The 17874-nt window shown below is 60.6% G+C and carries 17 protein-coding genes and 1 tRNA gene; 12 read left to right on the top strand and 6 right to left on the bottom strand.

Annotated features, from left to right (window positions below; translation table 11 throughout):
* Positions 1-185: 185 nt before the first annotated feature.
* The 4 genes from AC1Q6I_RS33765 to AC1Q6I_RS33750 form a co-directional block, all read right to left on the bottom strand.
* Positions 186-590, bottom strand: coding sequence for an META domain-containing protein (locus tag AC1Q6I_RS33765; protein WP_024076140.1), 405 nt, complete (start codon positions 588-590; stop codon positions 186-188).
* Positions 587-1027 carry a hypothetical protein gene (locus tag AC1Q6I_RS33760; RefSeq protein ID WP_024076139.1) on the bottom strand — a complete coding sequence of 147 codons (441 nt, stop codon included), beginning with the start codon at positions 1025-1027 and terminating at the stop codon, positions 587-589. The genes AC1Q6I_RS33765 and AC1Q6I_RS33760 overlap by 4 nt, the downstream gene beginning before the upstream one ends.
* Before the next feature lie 71 nt (positions 1028-1098).
* Positions 1099-2088 (bottom strand): 2-hydroxyacid dehydrogenase, encoded by a 990-nt coding sequence (locus AC1Q6I_RS33755; RefSeq protein WP_069076501.1) that lies wholly within the window; start codon positions 2086-2088, stop codon positions 1099-1101.
* A gap of 26 nt (positions 2089-2114) precedes the next feature.
* Positions 2115-4868, bottom strand: coding sequence for a response regulator (locus AC1Q6I_RS33750; protein ID WP_069076500.1), 2754 nt, complete (start codon positions 4866-4868; stop codon positions 2115-2117).
* Positions 4869-5074: 206 nt separating this feature from the next.
* Between AC1Q6I_RS33750 and AC1Q6I_RS33745 the strand changes: the two genes are divergently transcribed.
* Both AC1Q6I_RS33745 and AC1Q6I_RS33740 read left to right on the top strand, forming a co-directional pair.
* Positions 5075-5803 (top strand): response regulator transcription factor, encoded by a 729-nt coding sequence (locus tag AC1Q6I_RS33745; protein ID WP_102625480.1) that lies wholly within the window; start codon positions 5075-5077, stop codon positions 5801-5803.
* Positions 5790-7166, top strand: coding sequence for a sensor histidine kinase (locus AC1Q6I_RS33740; protein ID WP_102625481.1), 1377 nt, complete (start codon positions 5790-5792; stop codon positions 7164-7166). The genes AC1Q6I_RS33745 and AC1Q6I_RS33740 overlap by 14 nt, the downstream gene beginning before the upstream one ends.
* On the opposite strand, the gene AC1Q6I_RS33735 is transcribed toward AC1Q6I_RS33740, so the two are convergent.
* A complete protein-coding gene (locus AC1Q6I_RS33735) occupies positions 7163-7678 on the bottom strand; it encodes a DUF2062 domain-containing protein (RefSeq protein ID WP_024076134.1) in 516 nt (171 codons plus the stop codon). The two genes, AC1Q6I_RS33740 and AC1Q6I_RS33735, sit on opposite strands and share 4 nt — an antisense overlap.
* Before the next feature lie 147 nt (positions 7679-7825).
* Between AC1Q6I_RS33735 and AC1Q6I_RS33730 the strand changes: the two genes are divergently transcribed.
* The 8 genes from AC1Q6I_RS33730 (at position 7826) to murB (ending at position 14670) form a co-directional block, all read left to right on the top strand.
* Positions 7826-10039: a DNA internalization-related competence protein ComEC/Rec2 gene (locus tag AC1Q6I_RS33730; protein ID WP_102625482.1), complete on the top strand. Its 2214-nt coding sequence runs from the start codon at positions 7826-7828 to the stop codon at positions 10037-10039.
* Between the two features lie 109 nt (positions 10040-10148).
* Positions 10149-10784 carry a MotA/TolQ/ExbB proton channel family protein gene (locus tag AC1Q6I_RS33725; RefSeq protein WP_024076132.1) on the top strand — a complete coding sequence of 212 codons (636 nt, stop codon included), beginning with the start codon at positions 10149-10151 and terminating at the stop codon, positions 10782-10784.
* Entirely contained in the window at positions 10781-11209 is a 429-nt protein-coding gene (locus AC1Q6I_RS33720; protein ID WP_102625483.1) for an ExbD/TolR family protein, read from the top strand. The genes AC1Q6I_RS33725 and AC1Q6I_RS33720 overlap by 4 nt, the downstream gene beginning before the upstream one ends.
* Positions 11209-12219 (top strand): tetraacyldisaccharide 4'-kinase, encoded by a 1011-nt coding sequence (gene lpxK / locus AC1Q6I_RS33715; protein ID WP_102625484.1) that lies wholly within the window; start codon positions 11209-11211, stop codon positions 12217-12219. The genes AC1Q6I_RS33720 and lpxK overlap by 1 nt, the downstream gene beginning before the upstream one ends.
* Before the next feature lie 24 nt (positions 12220-12243).
* Positions 12244-12429 carry a Trm112 family protein gene (locus tag AC1Q6I_RS33710; RefSeq protein ID WP_003174668.1) on the top strand — a complete coding sequence of 62 codons (186 nt, stop codon included), beginning with the start codon at positions 12244-12246 and terminating at the stop codon, positions 12427-12429.
* Entirely contained in the window at positions 12426-13190 is a 765-nt protein-coding gene (gene kdsB / locus AC1Q6I_RS33705) for a 3-deoxy-manno-octulosonate cytidylyltransferase (protein ID WP_024076129.1), read from the top strand. The genes AC1Q6I_RS33710 and kdsB overlap by 4 nt, the downstream gene beginning before the upstream one ends.
* Complete coding sequence (locus AC1Q6I_RS33700; protein ID WP_102625485.1) at positions 13190-13654, top strand: low molecular weight protein-tyrosine-phosphatase; 465 nt, start codon at positions 13190-13192, stop codon at positions 13652-13654. Before kdsB ends, AC1Q6I_RS33700 begins: the two co-directional genes overlap by 1 nt.
* Positions 13651-14670 carry a UDP-N-acetylmuramate dehydrogenase gene (murB, locus tag AC1Q6I_RS33695; RefSeq protein WP_102625486.1) on the top strand — a complete coding sequence of 340 codons (1020 nt, stop codon included), beginning with the start codon at positions 13651-13653 and terminating at the stop codon, positions 14668-14670. The genes AC1Q6I_RS33700 and murB overlap by 4 nt, the downstream gene beginning before the upstream one ends.
* A 74-nt stretch (positions 14671-14744) precedes the next feature.
* On the opposite strand, the gene AC1Q6I_RS33690 is transcribed toward murB, so the two are convergent.
* Positions 14745-15416, bottom strand: coding sequence for a Bax inhibitor-1/YccA family protein (locus AC1Q6I_RS33690; RefSeq protein WP_102625487.1), 672 nt, complete (start codon positions 15414-15416; stop codon positions 14745-14747).
* A 285-nt stretch (positions 15417-15701) separates the two neighbouring features.
* On the opposite strand from AC1Q6I_RS33690, the gene AC1Q6I_RS33685 reads away from it, so the two are divergent.
* Both AC1Q6I_RS33685 and AC1Q6I_RS33680 read left to right on the top strand, forming a co-directional pair.
* A tRNA-Ser gene (locus AC1Q6I_RS33685) sits at positions 15702-15789 on the top strand.
* 1274 nt (positions 15790-17063) lie between these two features.
* Positions 17064-17813, top strand: coding sequence for a hypothetical protein (locus tag AC1Q6I_RS33680; RefSeq protein WP_146015792.1), 750 nt, complete (start codon positions 17064-17066; stop codon positions 17811-17813).
* Positions 17814-17874 lie beyond the last annotated feature (61 nt).

Below are 17874 nucleotides of genomic sequence, written 5' to 3'. Positions count from 1 at the left end.
ACATCGCCTTCTGTAGGAGCGAGCTTGCGCGCGAAAAACGTCAACGATAACGCGTGTTTCCTGAATGAACGCGGCGTTTGTGAGTTTTTCGCGAGCAAGCTCGCTCCTACAAAAAGCCTTAACTGACTAGCGTTCGGGCTTGCCCCCTCCCACATTTGGATCCCATCAATCCATAGATTGGGGGTTCAACCCTCTTCGAGCCACAGGCGAATGGGCTTGCCTTCGGCCGGCCAGAAGCGGGTCTGTTCGATCGGCGAGGTATCCCAGCGCTCGACGCCTTGCAGGGCCTGGAAGAAGCGGTGTTCCTGCTCCATCAATGCCTCGGCGCAGAGTTTGCGGGTGCTGCCGAGCTTGCCGAAGCTGAGCTTGTCGCCCTTGACGGTGTACGGCGCGAACCAATGGTTGCAGCCGCCGTTGCCATAGGCACGGCCGTCAGATCCCAGGGTGACGGTGAGGTGGGCGTAATCCATCAGCGGCCGCTCGCCAATCCATTCCACCACGTAGCTGTGATCCTGCTTGAGCTTGGCCGTGTCGCCGGCGCAGCCTGTCAATGCCGTACCGAGGACGGCGAGCAGAAGCGGGCCTTTCATTGCGCAGCCTGCTGGCATTTCGGGCAGCGGTGTTTGTCGCCTTCGTGGGTCCAGCCTAACTCGGCAATGCGCGCGTTGGCGGCCGGCTGCAGCGGCTCCTTGGTCAGCTTGGTTTCCACCGCGAATTCAAACTCCAGCACAGCGTCGCAGCTGTCGCAGTTGACCTTCCAGGTGTGAATCTCCAGCTCGCCGAATTTCGGCCCCTGGGCCATGGCAACCCATTGGCCCGCCGGGCGGATGGAGTAGCGCGCATCACCTTCGACGGTGAGGCGCATCGACAGGGTTTTACTGCCGCGCAGGGTGACGATCAGTACGTCGCCATGCTTGATCGAGCCCCCGTTGCCGGTGACCTGGTAACGGCCCGGCACCAAGGCGCGGCATTCGATCAGGGTGTGTTGCGGGCTCAGCAAGCTGAAGCGGAAATCGTGTTCGGCCATGGATCCTCCAAATAGGCGCGGCATCCTATCACGGGTGCCGCTCGATCATGAGCCGGGTATGTGACCGCTGATCATCCCTCGACCAGGTTTTGTGCCCGGCCGTCGGCCCATGCCGCGATATTGGCCAGGGTGGTGCCGGCGATCGCTGCCAGCGCTTCACGGGTGAGGAAGGCCTGGTGCGCGGTGATGATTACATTGGGGAAGGTCAGCAGGCGGGCGAGGACGTCGTCCTGCAAGGGCAGGTCCGAGCGGTCCTCGAAAAACAGTTGGGCTTCTTCCTCGTACACGTCCAGCCCCAGATAGCCGAGTTGGCCCTCCTTGAGCGCTTCGATCAGCGCCGGGGTGTCCACCAGGCCGCCTCGTCCGGTATTGATCAGCATCGCACCGGGTTGCATCTGCGACAGGGAACGGGCGTTGATCAGGTGTTTGCTGTCGGCTGTCAGCGGGCAATGCAGGCTGATGATCTGCGCCTGGGCCAGCAGCTCGGGCAGGCTCACATAGCGAGCGCCAAGAGCCAGGACGTGGGGGTTAGGGAAGGGGTCGTAGGCCAGCAGTGTGCAGCCGAAACCGGCCATGATTTTGGCGAACGTCGCGCCGATCTGCCCGGTGCCGACCACGCCCACCGTCTTGCCCACCAGATCGAAGCCCGTCAGGCCGTGCAGGCTGAAATCGCCGTCGCGGGTGCGGTTGTAAGCGCGGTGCAGGCGGCGGTTGAGGGCAAGGATCAATGCCACGGCGTGTTCGGCCACGGCGTGAGGCGAGTAGGCGGGGACGCGCACGATGGTCAGCCCCAGGCGTTTGGCGGCGGCCAGGTCGACATGGTTATAGCCGGCCGAACGCAGGGCGATCAGGCGCGTGCCGCCGCGGGCCAAGTGTTCCAGCACCGGGGCGCTGAGATCGTCGTTGATGAAGGCGCAGACCACTTCGTGGTGTTCGGCCAGGGCGACGGTGTCGAGGTTGAGGCGGGCCGGCTGGAATTGCAGTTCCAGGCCCGCGGGCAAGGGCTCACCGAGAAAACTGTCGCGGTCGTAGGCCTGGCTGCTGAAAAGGATGATGCGCATTGAATAGCTCCCTGCATTAAGGTGGATCAGACACTGACCCGCGCTTCACTGGCCAGTCGTGCAATGGCCATGTCCAGTTCGTCCAGCGCGGCCACGGCCTTGGCATCGTCCTGCTTGAGCAGGGTTTCGGCACGTTGGCAGGCAGCACGCAGTTGCGGCACGCCGCAGTAGCGCGTGGCGCCATGCAGGCGGTGGACGCGCTCGATCAAGGCATGGTTGTCGTTGGCCTCGCGGGCAACGGTGATGGCCAGGCGGTCGGCTTCCAGGGATGCCAGCAGCATCGCGAGCATGTCCGCCGCCAAGTCAGTCTTGCCGGCGGCCAGGCGCAAGCCTTCCTCGTGATCGAGCACCAGCAGTTGCACGCCGGGCCCCAGATTGTCGGACGAGCGCTCCGGCCCCTGGTTGCGCAGGGCCAGGCCGGTCCACTTCAACACCACCTGGGCCAGTTGCCGCTCGCTGATCGGCTTGGTCAGGTAGTCGTCCATACCGCTTTGCAGCAGGGCGCGTTTTTCATTGGCCATGGCGTGGGCCGTGAGGGCCACCACCGGCAGGGGCGTGCCATTGCGCTCGCTTTCCCATTGGCGAATCGCCTCGGTGCTCTGGCGACCATCCATGCCCGGCATTTGGACGTCCATCAATACCAGGTCGAAGGTTTCCTGCTTGACCGCCTCGATGGCCGCGTAACCGCTTTCTACCGCCTGGACCTTGGCACCCATGTCTTCCAGCAGGGTTTGCACCAGCAACAGGTTGGCCGGATTGTCGTCCACGCATAACACACGAGGTGCGCGGCTGGACAACGGCTCGCCCGGCTCGCTACGCGATGGGCGCGGGCTGATCAGGTCGGCCAGCGCGCGGCGCAGCTTGCGCGTACAGGCCGGCTTGGCCTGCAACTGGCTGTTAGGGTTGGGCACCGACTGGTTGAATAGCATTTGCTCGGTGGTCGGGCACAGCACCAGGACTTTGCAGCCCAGGTGTTCGAGGTCCCACAGGTGCTGGTTGAGACGCTCGGGTGGAATGTCATTGGCGGTGACGCCGAGCACGGCGAGGTCGATCGCCTGTTCGGTCTGGTGGGCGCTGGTGATGCCGTTGGTCAAGCTTTCCAGGGTATTGAACGGGGTGACTTCCAGGCCGCAGTCTTCCAATTGATGTTGCAGGGCCTGGCGCGCCAGTTCGTGGTTTTCCAGGACCGCCACGCGATGGCCGAGCAACGGCGCACAGGGCAGGTCTTCGACGTCATCGCGGGTCTTGGGCAGGTTCAGGCTGATCCAGAACTCCGAGCCTTCGCCCGGTGTGCTGTCGACGCCGATTTCACCACCCATCTGCTCGATCAGGCGCTTGGAGATCACCAGGCCCAGGCCGGTGCCGCCGGGCTGGCGCGACAGTGAGTTGTCCGCCTGGCTGAACGCCTGGAACAGTGCGCGCACATCCTGGTTGGACAAGCCAATACCGGTGTCCTGCACGCTGATGCGCAGTTGTACGCTGTCTTCCTGTTCGTCCTCGATCATCGCGCGGGCAACGATGGTGCCTTCACGGGTGAACTTGATCGCATTGCTGATCAGGTTGGTCAGGATCTGCTTGAGGCGCAGCGGGTCGCCGACCAGCGCCAGCGGGGTGTCGCGGTACACCAGGCTCACCAATTCCAACTGCTTGGCATGGGCGGCAGGGGCGAGGATGGTCAGGGTGTCTTGCAGCAGGTCGCGCAGGTTGAAGGGCACGCTGTCGAGGACCAGCTTGCCGGCCTCGATTTTCGAGAAGTCGAGGATTTCGTTGATGATGCCCAACAGGTTGTCGGCAGATTTTTCGATGGTGCCCAGGTAGTCCAACTGGCGTGGGGTCAGTTCGCTTTTTTGCAGCAGGTGGGTGAAACCGAGGATGCCGTTGAGCGGGGTACGGATTTCATGGCTCATATTGGCCAGGAACTCCGACTTGATACGGCTGGCCTCCAGGGCTTCCTTGCGTGCCAGGTCCAGCTCGATGTTCTGGATCTCGATGGTTTCCAGGTTTTGGCGCACGTCTTCGGTCGCCTGGTCGATGCTGTGCTGCAATTCTTCCTGGGCGTTCTGCAGGGTCTCGGCCATGCGGTTGATGCCTGAGGCGAGCTGGTCCAGCTCCTGGCTGCCCAGCGGCGGCAGGCGCGTTTCCAGGTTGCCGTCCTTGAGCTGGGCGACGGCTTGCTTGATCTGGCCAATCGGCGAGTTGATGGTACGACTGATACGCAGCGCCAGGGCGGCAGTGCAGATCAAGCCGATAGCGATCAACAGCAGGCTGGCGAACAGGCTGCGATAGCCACGCAGCAACATGCCGTTGTGGGACAGTTCCACCTCGACCCAGCCCAGCAGGCGGTCGGATTCATCGGGGATCAGGTCGCCCGCCAGGTTGCGATGACGGCCAAACACCGGCAGCAGATAGCGGGTGGCGTCGTTGCCGGTGCGCTGCAACAGGTGGGAACTGTTGCCGGTCGGCGGCTGGTTGAGCATGGTCGGGCCGGCGTGGGCCAGGGACACGCGATCCGGCGCTAGGAAGGACACGGCGCGTACGTCGGGCTGTTCCAGGGATTGGGTGGCGATGCGTTCCAGCAGGTCGGTGTTCTTGTTGCTCAGGGCCGGCGCGACCAGCGGTGCCAACTGTTCGGCGATCATTTCGCCGCGTTGCAGTAATTGGGTTTGCAGCTCAGAAAGTTGCATCCAGGTGAAATAGCCCCCCAGCAACAAGGCCATCAGGCTGGTCGGTAACAAGGTCAGCAACAGTACGCGGCCTTTTATCCCCATTCTTCTAAGCACGCCACTCTCCTGCTTCCACACTGAAATCAATTGTCCCGCGCGGGCATCCGGCCCGCGCCACGTGCGCAGTGTAGCCATTTGCGCGGCCTGGAATCTTGCAAATTAATGATACATCGCAGTCTTCAGGCCATTTCGCGCCGCTCGGCGATTGCCTGGGGCGGGGTAATCTTGAATAATTAGTATTTGAGAATGACTTGCAGACGCTAATGAATCCCGCGGCAGTTAGCCTACCCAATATCCTGACCATCGAAGATGACCCTGTGCTCGGTGCCTACGTCCACGAGCATTTGGGGCGCTGCGGGTTTCAGGTCACTTGGTGCCAGAACGGCCAGCAAGGCTTGCAACTGGCGCGTAGCCAAGTGTTCGACGTGGTGTTGATGGATATTTTGCTGCCGGGGCTGGATGGCTTGTCGATTCTCACGCACTTGCGCCAGCATCACGCGACGCCGGTCATCCTGATGTCTGCCTTGGGCGCCGAGGCTGACCGCATCAACGGCTTTCGCCTGGGCGCGGACGATTACCTGCCCAAGCCGTTCAGCATGATTGAACTGCGGGTGCGCATCGAAGCCATCCTGCGCCGCGTGGCCTTGGACCGTCGGCCGTTGCCGACGCAGCAAGCGATGCGCGACGACGCACGCACCCTGCGCTTTGATGATGAGCTGTGCGATGTCGTCTATCAGGCGCAGTGGGCCGGACTGACCCGCAGTGAATACCGTCTGCTGGAAACCCTGCACCGCAACGGGGAAGAGGTCCTGAGCAAGGCCTTCCTTTATCAACATGTGTTGCAGCGCGGCTATGCACCCCACGACCGCAGCCTCGATATGCACATCAGCCAGATGCGTCGCAAGCTCAAGGCCATCGGCTACAGCGAGCGCGAAGTGCGCACGGTGTGGGGCAAGGGTTATGTACTGAGCGGTCACGATGAAGCTGTTTGAACGGCCATTGCAGCGGCTTCCGGGCAAGCATTCGATATTCTGGAAGCTGGCGTGCCTGCTGATTGCTTTCTGCTTGCTGATGATCTGGCTCAGTTGGTCGTGGGGCCGGTACATGGAGGAGCAGAACGCCTTCCTGGCGGACAAGTCCCGCGAGATTCTCAGGGGCTACGCGGCGGGTGCCGAGTTGGCCTTCAGCACCCAGGGGCGTGCCGGCGTGGATGCTTGGCTGCAATTGATGGCAACGCGTGAAAGCACTTGGGTCGGCGTGATCGGCAATGACCTGCAGTCGCTCAGCAGCGCGCCACTGAACGATAAGGAAAGCCAGCGCCTGACTTTTTTGCGCGGCCTGGATTGGCCGGTCAGCCGCCATGTCAAAGGCTTGCCCTGGATGAAGGTGCCGTTTCCCGTCGACCCCAGCGTCGGCTCGCTGGTCATCGAACTGCCCCAACGCTTTATGCCGGGGCAATACCAGCTGTTCTGGCGGGTGGTGACCAATGGCATGATCCCAGGCCTGTTTACCCTGTTGCTGTGCATCGGCCTTTATCGGCTGCTGATCATGCCTCTCAACCAGCTGCGCGAGCAGGCCAACGCCTGGCGTGCCGATCAATTGAATACCCGTCTGTCCCACGATGCCACCAGTCGCCAGGATGAACTCGGCGAATTGGGGCGCGCCTTTGACCAGATGTCCGAGCGCCTGCAAGGCACAGTGGTGGTGCAACGGCAACTGCTGCGGGACATGTCCCATGAACTGCGCACGCCGTTAAGCCGTTTGCGGGTGGCCTGTGACAGTGAGCGAGACCTGACGCAACTGCGTGAGCGGCTGGGACGGGAGATCGATGCCATGCAGCGCCTGGTGGATGACAGCCTGCAACTGGCCTGGCTGGATACCGAGCGGGCGCCGCTGCCGGTGGAAAACATCCAGGTGCAAGCGCTGTGGGACATGCTCAGCGAGAACGCCTGTTTTGAAAGCGACTGGCCAGCCACGCGCCTGCCGTGTGTGGTCGGGGCTGATTGCTGGGTGCGCGGCAACCTGAATGCCTTGGCCCAGGCGCTGGAAAATATCCTGCGCAACGCCATACGACATTCCCCTGTGGGCGGGATTGTGTGGCTTGATGGACGCCGTGATGGCGAGTACTGGCACCTGTGGCTGGAAGATCAGGGCGGGGGAATTGATGAGGGCGATCTGGAACGGATCTTTGCGCCGTTCACCCGGCTGGAGGGTTCACGCCCCGGCGACGGCGGCTTCGGACTGGGCTTGAGCATCGCGCGCAATGCCGTGCAACGCCAGGGCGGCAGCCTCTGGGCGGAAAACGCCGGGCAGGGCTTGCGCGTGCACCTGCGGTTGCCTGCCCGCGCGGATTAACCGCGGCGCTGTTTGCGTTTCTTCCATTGGTGCGCGACCCACCAGCGCCAGTAAATCATGGTCAGGCAATAGGCCAGCGCACCCAATACCAGGCCCAACACCACCGAACCCAGCAGGAACGGCTGCCACAGCGTACTCAGCTGACCGCTGATCCATTCCCAGGTCAGGTCATCGGGCAGGCTGCGCGGCGGCACATTCATCAGCCAGGCGCCGGTCATGTAGGTACAAAAGAACACCACCGGCATGGTGATCGGGTTGGTCAGCCACACCAGGCTGATGGCAATGGGCATATTGCCGCGCACCGCGATTGCCAGCACCGCAGCCAACAGCATCTGCAAGGGGATCGGGATAAACGCCGCGAACAAGCCCACGGCCATGGCACGCGCCACCGAGTGTCGGTTCAGGTGCCAGAGGTTCGGGTCATGCAGCAAGGTGCCAAGAAACTGTAATGACTTGTGTTCCCTGATACTGGTGGGGTCGGGCATGTACCGTTTGAATAAGCGCCGGGGCATAAGGGGTCCAGGTCAGTTCGAGGGGCAAGTATGCCCGCATTCTATAAACAGAAAATTCAGACTTTGTGACAAAACATCATAGGCGTTGCTCGGTGTCCGGCTAAGACTGAGTGGATCACTTGGAAGGGATGATTCATGAAGACAGGGATGTTCGCGCTCGCGCTGGGGCTGCTCGCCTTGCGTTTTTTACCCGCGTTGCCGCCTGCCGCGGGGGTGTTGGCCATGTGCGTGCTGGCGTTGATGCTGCTGCCGTTTCGCAGCCACCCACTGGCGTTCTTTCTGCTGGGCTTGAGTTGGGCGTGCATCAGCGCGCAGTGGGCGCTGGATGACCGCCTGCAACCGGCCCTCGATGGCCAGACGCGCTGGGTGGAGGGCCGGGTGACCGGGTTGCCGCAGCAGACCAGCACGGGCGTGCGTTTCGAACTGACCGACGGCCGGTCCCCCAAGGCGCGTTTACCCAAGCGTATTCGCGTGGCCTGGCATGGCGGGCCACCGGTGCGCAGTGGGGAGCGCTGGCGCTTGGCCGTGACGCTCAAGCGGCCATCCGGCGTGCTCAACTTCCATGGCTTTGATCATGAGGCCTGGCTGTTGGCCCAGCGCATCGGTGCCACCGGCTCGGTGAAAGATGGTGAGCGTTTGGCGCCGGCGCGCAACGCTTGGCGCGACGCGGTCCGCCAACGACTGATGGCTGTGGATGCCCAAGGCCGCGAGGCCGGGCTGGCCGCCTTGGTGCTGGGCGATGGCTCGGGGCTGGCCGCCGAGGATTGGCGTGTGTTGCAGGACACCGGTACGGTGCACCTGCTGGTGATATCCGGCCAGCATATTGGCTTGCTGGCGGGGTTGATCTATGGGCTGGTCACACTGCTGGCGCGCTACGGTTGCTGGCCCCCCGCCTGGCCGTGGCTGCCTTGGGCGTGTGGCCTGGCATTTGCTGCCGCGCTGGGCTACGGCCTGCTGGCGGGGTTTGGAGTGCCGGTGCAAAGGGCCTGCGTGATGGTGGGGCTGGTATTGCTGTGGCGTATGCGTTTTCGCCATTTGGGCGCCTGGTGGCCATTGTTACTGGCATTTAATGGCGTGCTGATCCTTGAGCCTTTGGCCAGCCTGCAGCCGGGGTTCTGGTTGTCGTTCGCGGCTGTCGCGGTATTGGTGCTGGCATTCGGTGGGCGTTTGGGGCGGTGGAGCGCCTGGCAAGCCTGGACCCGTCCCCAGTGGTTGATCGCGATCGGCCTGTTTCCGCTGTTGCTGGTGCTGGGGTTGCCCATCAGTCTCAGCGCGCCGTTGGCTAACCTGTTTGCCGTGCCATGGATCAGCCTGGTGGTGTTGCCCTTGGCATTGTTGGGCACTGTGCTGGTGGCGGTGCCCTTTGTGGGGGACGGGCTGTTATGGCTGGCGGGTGGGGCGCTGGATGGGTTGTTCCGCGCCTTGGCGTTGCTGGCCGGGCACCTGCCGGCATGGATACCGGCCGAGGTGCCGATGGGCTATTGGCTGGTGAGCGTCGCGGGTGCAGTGTTACTGCTGTTGCCCAGGGGCGTACCGTTACGACCGATGGGGTGGCCGATGCTGTTGTTGGCGGTGTTTCCGCCGCGGGAGCCGGTGCCCCATGGGCAGGTTGAGGTGGTGCAACTGGATGTCGGTCAGGGGCAGGCGCTGGTGCTGCGCACCCGTCATCACACCTTGCTCTACGATGCGGGTCCGCGCTCGGGGGAAGTCGATCTTGGCGCGCGCGTGGTATTGCCGTCATTGAGAAAACTCGGGGTGGAGGTATTGGACATGATGCTGCTCAGCCACGCCGACGCCGACCATGCCGGCGGTGCGGCGGCTATTGCCCGTGGGCTGCCGATCAGACGGGTAGTCGGAGGCGAAACACGAGGCTTGCCGGCGTTTCTCGGCACTGAACCCTGTGTCAGCGGTGAACAGTGGGAGTGGGATGGGGTGTCATTTGAACTGTGGCAGTGGCCAGATGCTATTAGTGGTAACCCGAAATCCTGTGTATTACAGGTCCAGGCCAAGGGTGAGCGCATGTTGCTCACGGGGGATATCGATCGCGCCGCCGAGCGGGCTTTTCTTGCCTCGCCCTTGGCTGTGCGGACTGATTGGTTGCAGGCGCCCCATCATGGCAGCCGCAGTTCTTCGTCCTGGCCCTTTGTGCAGCGGCTGGCGCCCACGGCGGTGCTGATTTCCAGGGGGCGAGGCAACGCGTTCGGCCACCCCCACCCCCAGGTGATGGAACGCTACCGGGCACTGGGTACCCAGGTTTATGACAGTGCTGAACAAGGGGCTGTGCGTGTGCAATTGGGGGCGTTCCTGCCACCGACTGTTGCGCGCAGTCAACGCCGTTTCTGGCGCGAAGCGTTACCGTAATCCTGCGTTACCAAAGACCGGAGCCCGTGAGAGGCGGGTCCATGGCCGACGAACCCTGCTGCCGAACCTATATGGTAAAGTGGCGCACTTTTTCGAGGGGACATTCACTGTGTGGGAATTGGTCAAATCCGGCGGCTGGATGATGTTGCCGATCATCATGAGTTCCATCGCCGCACTCGGCATCGTTGCCGAACGCCTGTGGACCCTGCGCGCCAGTCGCGTCACCCCGGAGCATCTGCTGGGGCAGGTCTGGGGCTGGATCAAGAACAAGCAACTGGACAAGCAAAAGCTCAAGGAGCTGCGCGCCCATTCACCGCTGGGTGAAATTCTCGCCGCCGGCCTGGCCAACTCCAAGCATGGTCGCGAGATCATGAAGGAGTGCATTGAAGAAGCGGCTGCCCGCGTCATCCATGAGCTGGAGCGCTACATCAACGCCCTGGGTACCATCGCGGCCATGGCGCCGTTGCTCGGCCTGCTGGGCACGGTGTTGGGCATGATCGATATTTTCAGCGCCTTCACGGGCTCCGGCATGACCACCAACGCTGCCGTGCTGGCCGGCGGTATTTCCAAGGCATTGATCACCACGGCCGCGGGCCTGATGGTCGGTATTCCCTCGGTGTTCTTCCATCGCTTCCTGCAGCGCCGCATCGATGAACTGGTGGTTGGCATGGAACAGGAGGCTATCAAGCTGGTGGAAGTGGTGCAGGGCGACCGTGATGTGGACCTGGTCGAGGGCAAAGCGTGAAATTTCGCCGCAAGCAACGGGAAAATGTCGATATCAACCTTGCGTCGCTGATTGACGTGGTGTTTATCCTGCTGCTGTTTTTTGTCGTCACCACCACCTTCACCCGACAGACCGAGCTGCGCGTCGACTTGCCGGAAGCAGTGAGCGGGTCGCCGGCCGAGGACCAGGAGGTCAAGCAACTGGACATCGCCATCAGCGCCGAGGGGGTGTTTTCGGTTAACAACCAGTTGCTGGAAAAAAACGACCTCAATAGCCTGATGGAGGCCTTGCAGAAGGAATCCGGTGGCGACACCAAGATGCCCCTGTCCATCAGTGCCGATGGCAAGACCCAGCATCAAGCCGTGATCACCGCGATGGATGCCGCCGGCAAGCTGGGTTTCAGCCATCTGCGCATGTCCACGGTAGAGGCGGCGAGCCAACCCTGATGGCCATGTCCGATCGTTTGCTCAAGGCTTGGTACGAAGGTCATCCGGCGCTCACGCTGTTGCGGCCGCTGGAGTGTCTGTATCGCCGGGTGGTGCAGCGCAAGCGTGCGCGTTTCGTGGCGGGCGAGGGCGACATCTATCAATCGCCGGTGCCTGTGGTTGTGGTCGGTAATATCACCGTAGGAGGCACTGGCAAGACGCCGTTGATCCTATGGTTGATCGAGCATTGCCGGCGCAGTGGCTTGCGTGTGGGGGTGGTCAGTCGTGGGTATGGCGCCAAGCCGCCGCAGTTGCCATGGCGCGTCGAGGCCAACCAAAGCGCCGCAGTGGCCGGCGACGAGCCCTTGCTGATCGTGCAGCGCAGCGGTGTAGCACTGATGATCGATCCCGATCGCAGTCGCGCAGTGAAGGCCTTGCTGGCCAGTGACAACCTCGACCTGATCCTCTCTGACGACGGCCTGCAGCACTACCGCCTGGCCCGCGATCTTGAACTGGTGCTGATTGACGCCGCGCGCGGCTTGGGCAATCGCCGTTGCCTGCCGGCCGGGCCATTGCGCGAGCCGGTGGAGCGCCTGCAGAGCGTTGATGCGCTGCTCTACAATGGTGCCACTACGGACCGCGAAGACGGTTTTGCCTTTCGTCTGCTGCCCACCACGTTGGTCAATCTGCACAGCGGCGAGCACCAGCCGGTCGATCATTTCCCGATGGACCAGCAGGTGCATGCGGTCGCTGGCATCGGCAACCCGCAACGTTTCTTCAACACCCTCGAGACGCTACACTGGCGTCCAATACCCCATGCTTTCGCCGACCACGCGCCCTACAGCGCCGAAGTCCTGAATTTCACGCCGTCATTACCACTGGTCATGACCGAGAAGGACGCGGTGAAGTGCCGCGCCTTTGCCCGGCCAGACTGGTGGTACCTTGCGGTGGATGCGGTACCGTCGCCGGCGTTTGTCGCTTGGTTCGACACGCAGTTGATGCGCCTGTTACCCGACCGCCTCTTGCCTTAAAACGCTTCTTTCCAGGAAACACTCATGGACACCAAACTGCTCGATATCCTCGCTTGCCCGATCTGCAAAGGCCCGCTCAAGCTCAGCGCCGACAAAACCGAGCTGATCAGCAAGGGCGCTGGCCTGGCTTATCCCATCCGTGATGGCATTCCGGTCATGCTGGAAAGCGAAGCTCGCACCCTGACTACCGATGAGCGCCTGGATAAATGACCACCGCCTTTACCGTTGTCATTCCCTCGCGATATGCCTCGACGCGCTTGCCGGGCAAGCCGCTGCAACTGATCGGCGACAAGCCGATGATCCAACTGGTGTGGGAGCAGGCCTGCAAGAGCAGCGCCGAGCGAGTCGTGGTGGCGACCGATGACCCGCGGATCATCGAAGCCTGCAAAGGGTTTGGGGCCGAAGCGGTGCTGACCCGCGAAGACCATAATTCCGGAACCGACCGCCTGGCCGAAGTGGCCACCAAGCTTGGCCTGGCGCCCGATGCGATCGTGGTCAACGTGCAAGGCGACGAGCCGTTGATTCCACCGCGCGTGATTGACCAGGTGGCCGCCAACCTGGCGGCCCATGGCGAAGCGCGCATGGCGACCCTGGCCGAGCCGATCGAGGACATTGACACGCTGTTCAACCCGAACGTGGTCAAGGTGGTGAGCGATATCAACGGTCTGGCCCTGACATTCAGCCGTTCGACCTTGCCATGGGCGCGGGACGCGTTCGCCCAGAGTCGCGACGTGTTGCCGGAGGGCGTCCCGTATCGCCGCCATATCGGTATCTACGCCTACCGCGCCGGCTTCCTGCATGACTTCGTCAGTTGGGGCCCGTGCTGGTTGGAAAATACCGAATCCCTGGAGCAATTGCGTGCCTTGTGGCATGGCGTGCGCATCCATGTAGGCGATGCCCTGGAAGCTCCTCCTGCGGGCGTTGACACCCAGGAAGACCTCGAGCGCGTCCGTCGCCTGCTGGGGGCCTGATGGAGGTCCTGTTTGTCTGCCTGGGCAATATCTGCCGCTCGCCCACCGCAGAAGGCGTACTGCGCCATAAGTTGCGCGAAGCCGGGTTGGTCGACCAGGTCGACGTGGCATCTGCGGGGACCGGTGAGTGGCATGTCGGCAACCCACCGGACCAGCGCAGTCAGCGTGCAGCGCTGCTGCGCGGTTATGACCTGTCGGCCCAGCGCGCCCAGCAGGTCTCTCGCGCTGACTTTGCACGTTACGACCTGATCCTGGCCATGGACCACAGCAACCTGCGCAACCTCAAAGCGCTGCAGCCAGTGCAGGGCAAGGCGGAGCTGGACTTGTTCCTGCGTCGCTACGACGCCGAGGTGGACGAGGTGCCAGACCCTTATTACGAAGGTGAACAAGGCTTTGAACGGGTCCTGGACCTGATCGAGCGAGCCTGTGACTTATTGGTGATCGAATTGAAGGGGCGGTTATGACCTTGCACGTGCTTACGCAGGTGTCGCTCAAGCCATTCAACAGCTTTGGCATCGATGTGCGCGCCCAATTGTTCGCCGAGGCCCATAGCGACGACGATGTCCGTGAAGCGCTGGCCTGCGCTGCTGTGCATGCGTTACCGCTGCTGGTGATCGGCGGGGGCAGCAATTTGCTGCTGACCCAGGACATCCCGGCCTTGGTATTGCGCATGGCAACCCAGGGCATTCGCGTGCTGCACGATGATGGCCTGCACGTTGTGGTTGAGGCCGAAGCGGGCGAAGCCTGGCACCCGTTTGTGCTGTGGACCCTCGAACACGGCTTTTGCGGCCTGGAAAACCTCAGCCTGATCCCCGGCACCGTCGGTGCGGCACCGATGCAGAACATCGGCGCCTACGGCGTGGAGATCAAGGATGTGTTTGCCGGCCTCACGGCCCTGGATCGCCAGACCGGCGAACTGCGGGATTTCAGCCTGCAAGAATGCCAGTTCGCCTACCGCGACAGCCTGTTCAAGCATGAAACCGGGCGCTGGCTGATTCTACGGGTGCGTTTTGCCCTCAGCCGCGCCAGCCACCTGAAACTTGACTACGGTCCGGTGCAGCAGCACCTGGCCGGGCAGGGGATCACCGAGGCAACCCCGAGCGACGTCAGTCGGGCGATTTGCAGCATTCGTCGGGAAAAACTGCCGGATCCGGCGGAGCTGGGCAATGCGGGTAGTTTCTTCAAGAACCCATTGGTTTCCCAGGCGCTGGCCGAAGAGCTACGGGGCCTTTACCCGGACCTGGTGGCCTACCCCCAGGCGGACGGGCAGATGAAGCTCGCCGCCGGTTGGCTGATCGATAAGGCTGGCTGGAAGGGCTTTCGGGATGGCGACGCAGGTGTACATAAAATGCAGGCGTTGGTGCTGGTCAACTATGGCGGCGCCACAGGGCACGATATAGCGAACCTGGCGCTGCGTATCCAGCGCGATATCGCCGAACGCTTTAACGTCGAGCTGGAAATGGAGCCGAACCAGTACTGAGCATCCACGCCAAGCGCTGGAAACAAAAATGCCCCGCATCTTTCGATACGGGGCATTTTTTATTGCGGGATGAATCAGTCGTCGCGGCTCATGATGCCGAAGATCTGCAACAGGCTGATAAACAGGTTGTAGATCGACACATACAGGCTGATGGTCGCCATGATGTAGTTGCGTTCACCGCCGTGGATGATGGCGCTGGTCTGGAACAGGATGCACACCGACGAGAACAGCACGAACCCTGCGCTGATTGCCAGTTGCAGGCCACTGATCTGGAAGAACATGCCCGCGACCACCGCGCCCAGCAACACGAAGAAGCCAGCGGTGATGAAGCCACCCAGGAAGCTCATGTCCTTGCGGGTAATCAGCACGTAGGCCGACAGACCACCAAATACCAGGGCGGTCATGGCAAACGCCGAGCTGACCACTTCCGCACCGCCGGCCATGCCCAGGTAACGGTTAAGGATCGGGCCGAGGATAAAGCCCATGAAACCGGTCAACGCAAAGGCCGACACCAGGCCCCAGGCCGAGTCACGCAGCTTGTTGGTCAGGAAGAACAGGCCATAGAAACCGATCAACACGACAAAGATATTCGGATAGCCAACACGCATCTGCTGGGCCACGAACGCCATTACGCCGCTGAATGCGAGGGTAAGGGCGAGCAAGCCGTACGTGTTGCGCAAGACGCGGCTGACTTCAAGCTGCTCAGCCTGCGCGTTACCATTCACTGCGTAATTCTGTTCGCGCATGGCGACACTCCTTCAGTTTTGAAACGTTCAGTCGCAAAGATCATAACAGACGCTCTGTAACAAGCGATGGCGAGAGTTTGACAGTGTGTTTCATTCGGGTATTATGGCGCCCGCTGAGACGGGATGGGCTACTATAATCCTGTGACGCACAAGGGAAATTGGCAGAGTGGTTGAATGCACCGGTCTTGAAAACCGGCGGACGTTAATAGCGTCTCCAGGGTTCTTATCTAAGGCTATCTCCAGTTGCACCTTGCAGTACCGCTTCATCGCGTCATCGGAATACACGGGAAATTGGCAGAGTGGTTGAATGCACCGGTCTTGAAAACCGGCGAACGTTAATAGCGTTCCCAGGGTTCGAATCCCTGGTTTCCCGCCGCGAACTCAACAAAATCAAGGGCTTAGGTTAATCCTAGGCCCTTTTTTTATGCCTTTTTGCACCGATCTCTCGTAGGGAGCTTCTCTCCCTTGCGACACCTTCATAAAGGCGCAACAAACTAGATGCGCCTTATGACGCGTGATCCGTTCTCAGAGAGAAGGATCCTGGCAATTGCAGCTTGCCTACGTCTCTCTGATATCCGCTCCCCCTACATTCCTTGCTCACGACGGTGACGGGTGGCGCCTCCGATATGCGTGCGCATCCTCATCCTCATCCTAAGCCTTAGGTATTCATAAAAACTGCTCAGTCAGCGGATGTCTGAGATATCTCATCGGGCATTCGCAGGCTGATCGTTTATAGGTGGGTGCACAACAATGTGCGAACGTCATACCTCACCTGGGCGGGAAGGTCTGTGCTACGAATCCTCCGAGTCTATAGCTCCCCCTTGGCCATCATGGTCGATTGCTGGCTTGCATTACTCAATTAGCCATAAAGCACCCCTCGATCTTCTTCAGCGTCTCGGTGTTCTGGTCGTCTCCACGCCTCGCCCCGCGTTCAACTGTAAAGCTCTCGCGCCTGGGGGAATGCTCTTAAGGTCGTGAGTGTCAGGTGAAGGTAGTGATGTCCGACGGTCTCAAGCCTTTCGAGCTCTTTCAACGGTGGGAGAGCACGCGGGGACGCAATCATTCATCAGGTTATATCTTTAATTGGCGCTGTCACCGCGTGGTAGCTCCTTGGCCGCCATTCTGGGGCGACTGCTTTGGGGTACAGCGGCGGAGGTCGATATCGGATATCAGGTACCAATGCGGCCGATCTAGAATCGGTATGCTACGAGCATACTCTAAGGTGCAATAAAGATTGTTGCACCTTGTTGATCAGCTGTTTTTTGTGTGGCAGGATGCGTGCCACTTTAGCGTCAGTAATCGTTGGAACTGCATAGATGGATTGGAAATCTGAAGAGAATGTATTTGCTTGAAACAGTTAGTGGACTTTATTAACTGTCAGTCAGGCCGATAAAAAACACGATGCTCGTTTGTATGTTCAGGATCTTTCGGCCCTGACTCAACGATTGATACCACCGTTAATTATCCGCCCTATCTCGAGGGGGGTGACACACTTATGGACGCCATCCAGCGAAAAAAACGCTGTCGATTGTTAGTGCCTGGTCTAAAGCTCAGAAAATACGTGATTAAACAGGATGGTATAGTGAATTCGAAATCAACTGAAAGGCTTCAGTTACATGTCGGCGTTTCAAACAAGGACATGATCATTTGAATGCGGTCGCCCCTTTACGTATGAACCATGTCGAGCTGTTTGAGACGACACGCAATGGAACTCTTACGTTCCGAATGATTTGCCCTGATCACACGATGACAGAGTTCTTCGATGAGTGGGCTTATCAGCTTGCTAGAGCTAAAGCGTTCAAAACCACACGCACATACTGCTACGCGGTGCGTGAAATGCTGAACTATATTCATCAAGTAAGTATTCAATGCGGTGGCCTTACTGCATTGCAGTTGCGAGAGGCATTAGATAGCTATGAGAGCTACTTGGTCAGCGGTATTTATAGCACATCATCCGTAGCCAAAGAGGCTGCGAGGGTGCTTGGTAGCAGAGAACTGGGTGGCGCTTCTATTGCAGTGCATTTTGCGGGTGTAAATAATTTTATTACCGCTAGTGAGGCGATGAGGGAAGCATTGCTGCAGATGCAGGACAGCGGGTACATCTCTGAAATGGCTATCTCGATGATGCCGCTCACTACAACCAGGTACATGGAGGCGCCTCGGAATGTCAGGGCTGCGATCAGGGCGAACAGCTGGATGGCGGGCTGCATCGCAGGGGGCGCAAAACGGATCAAACAGAAACACCTGAGCCCAGTATCTAAGCCTTCGACAGTGGCGCGCACTGATGAATTTGGAGGGGATGAAAAAACCTTTCCAATCGACAAGTGTAGGGATTTGATTGAAAGCGCTACGTGTCTGCGCGACAAGGTGCTGTGGAGCTTGCTAGGGAAACTCTGAAAAAAACTTTCTGATTTGGCAAAATACCGCGACCCCACCCACCGAGTTTCCCGATGAAGCA

The sequence above is a fragment of the Pseudomonas sp. MPR-R2A5 genome, from assembly GCF_058793055.1.
The sequence above is the reverse complement of the archived record's forward strand: the minus strand, read 5'-3'. Positions and strand labels throughout refer to the sequence as shown.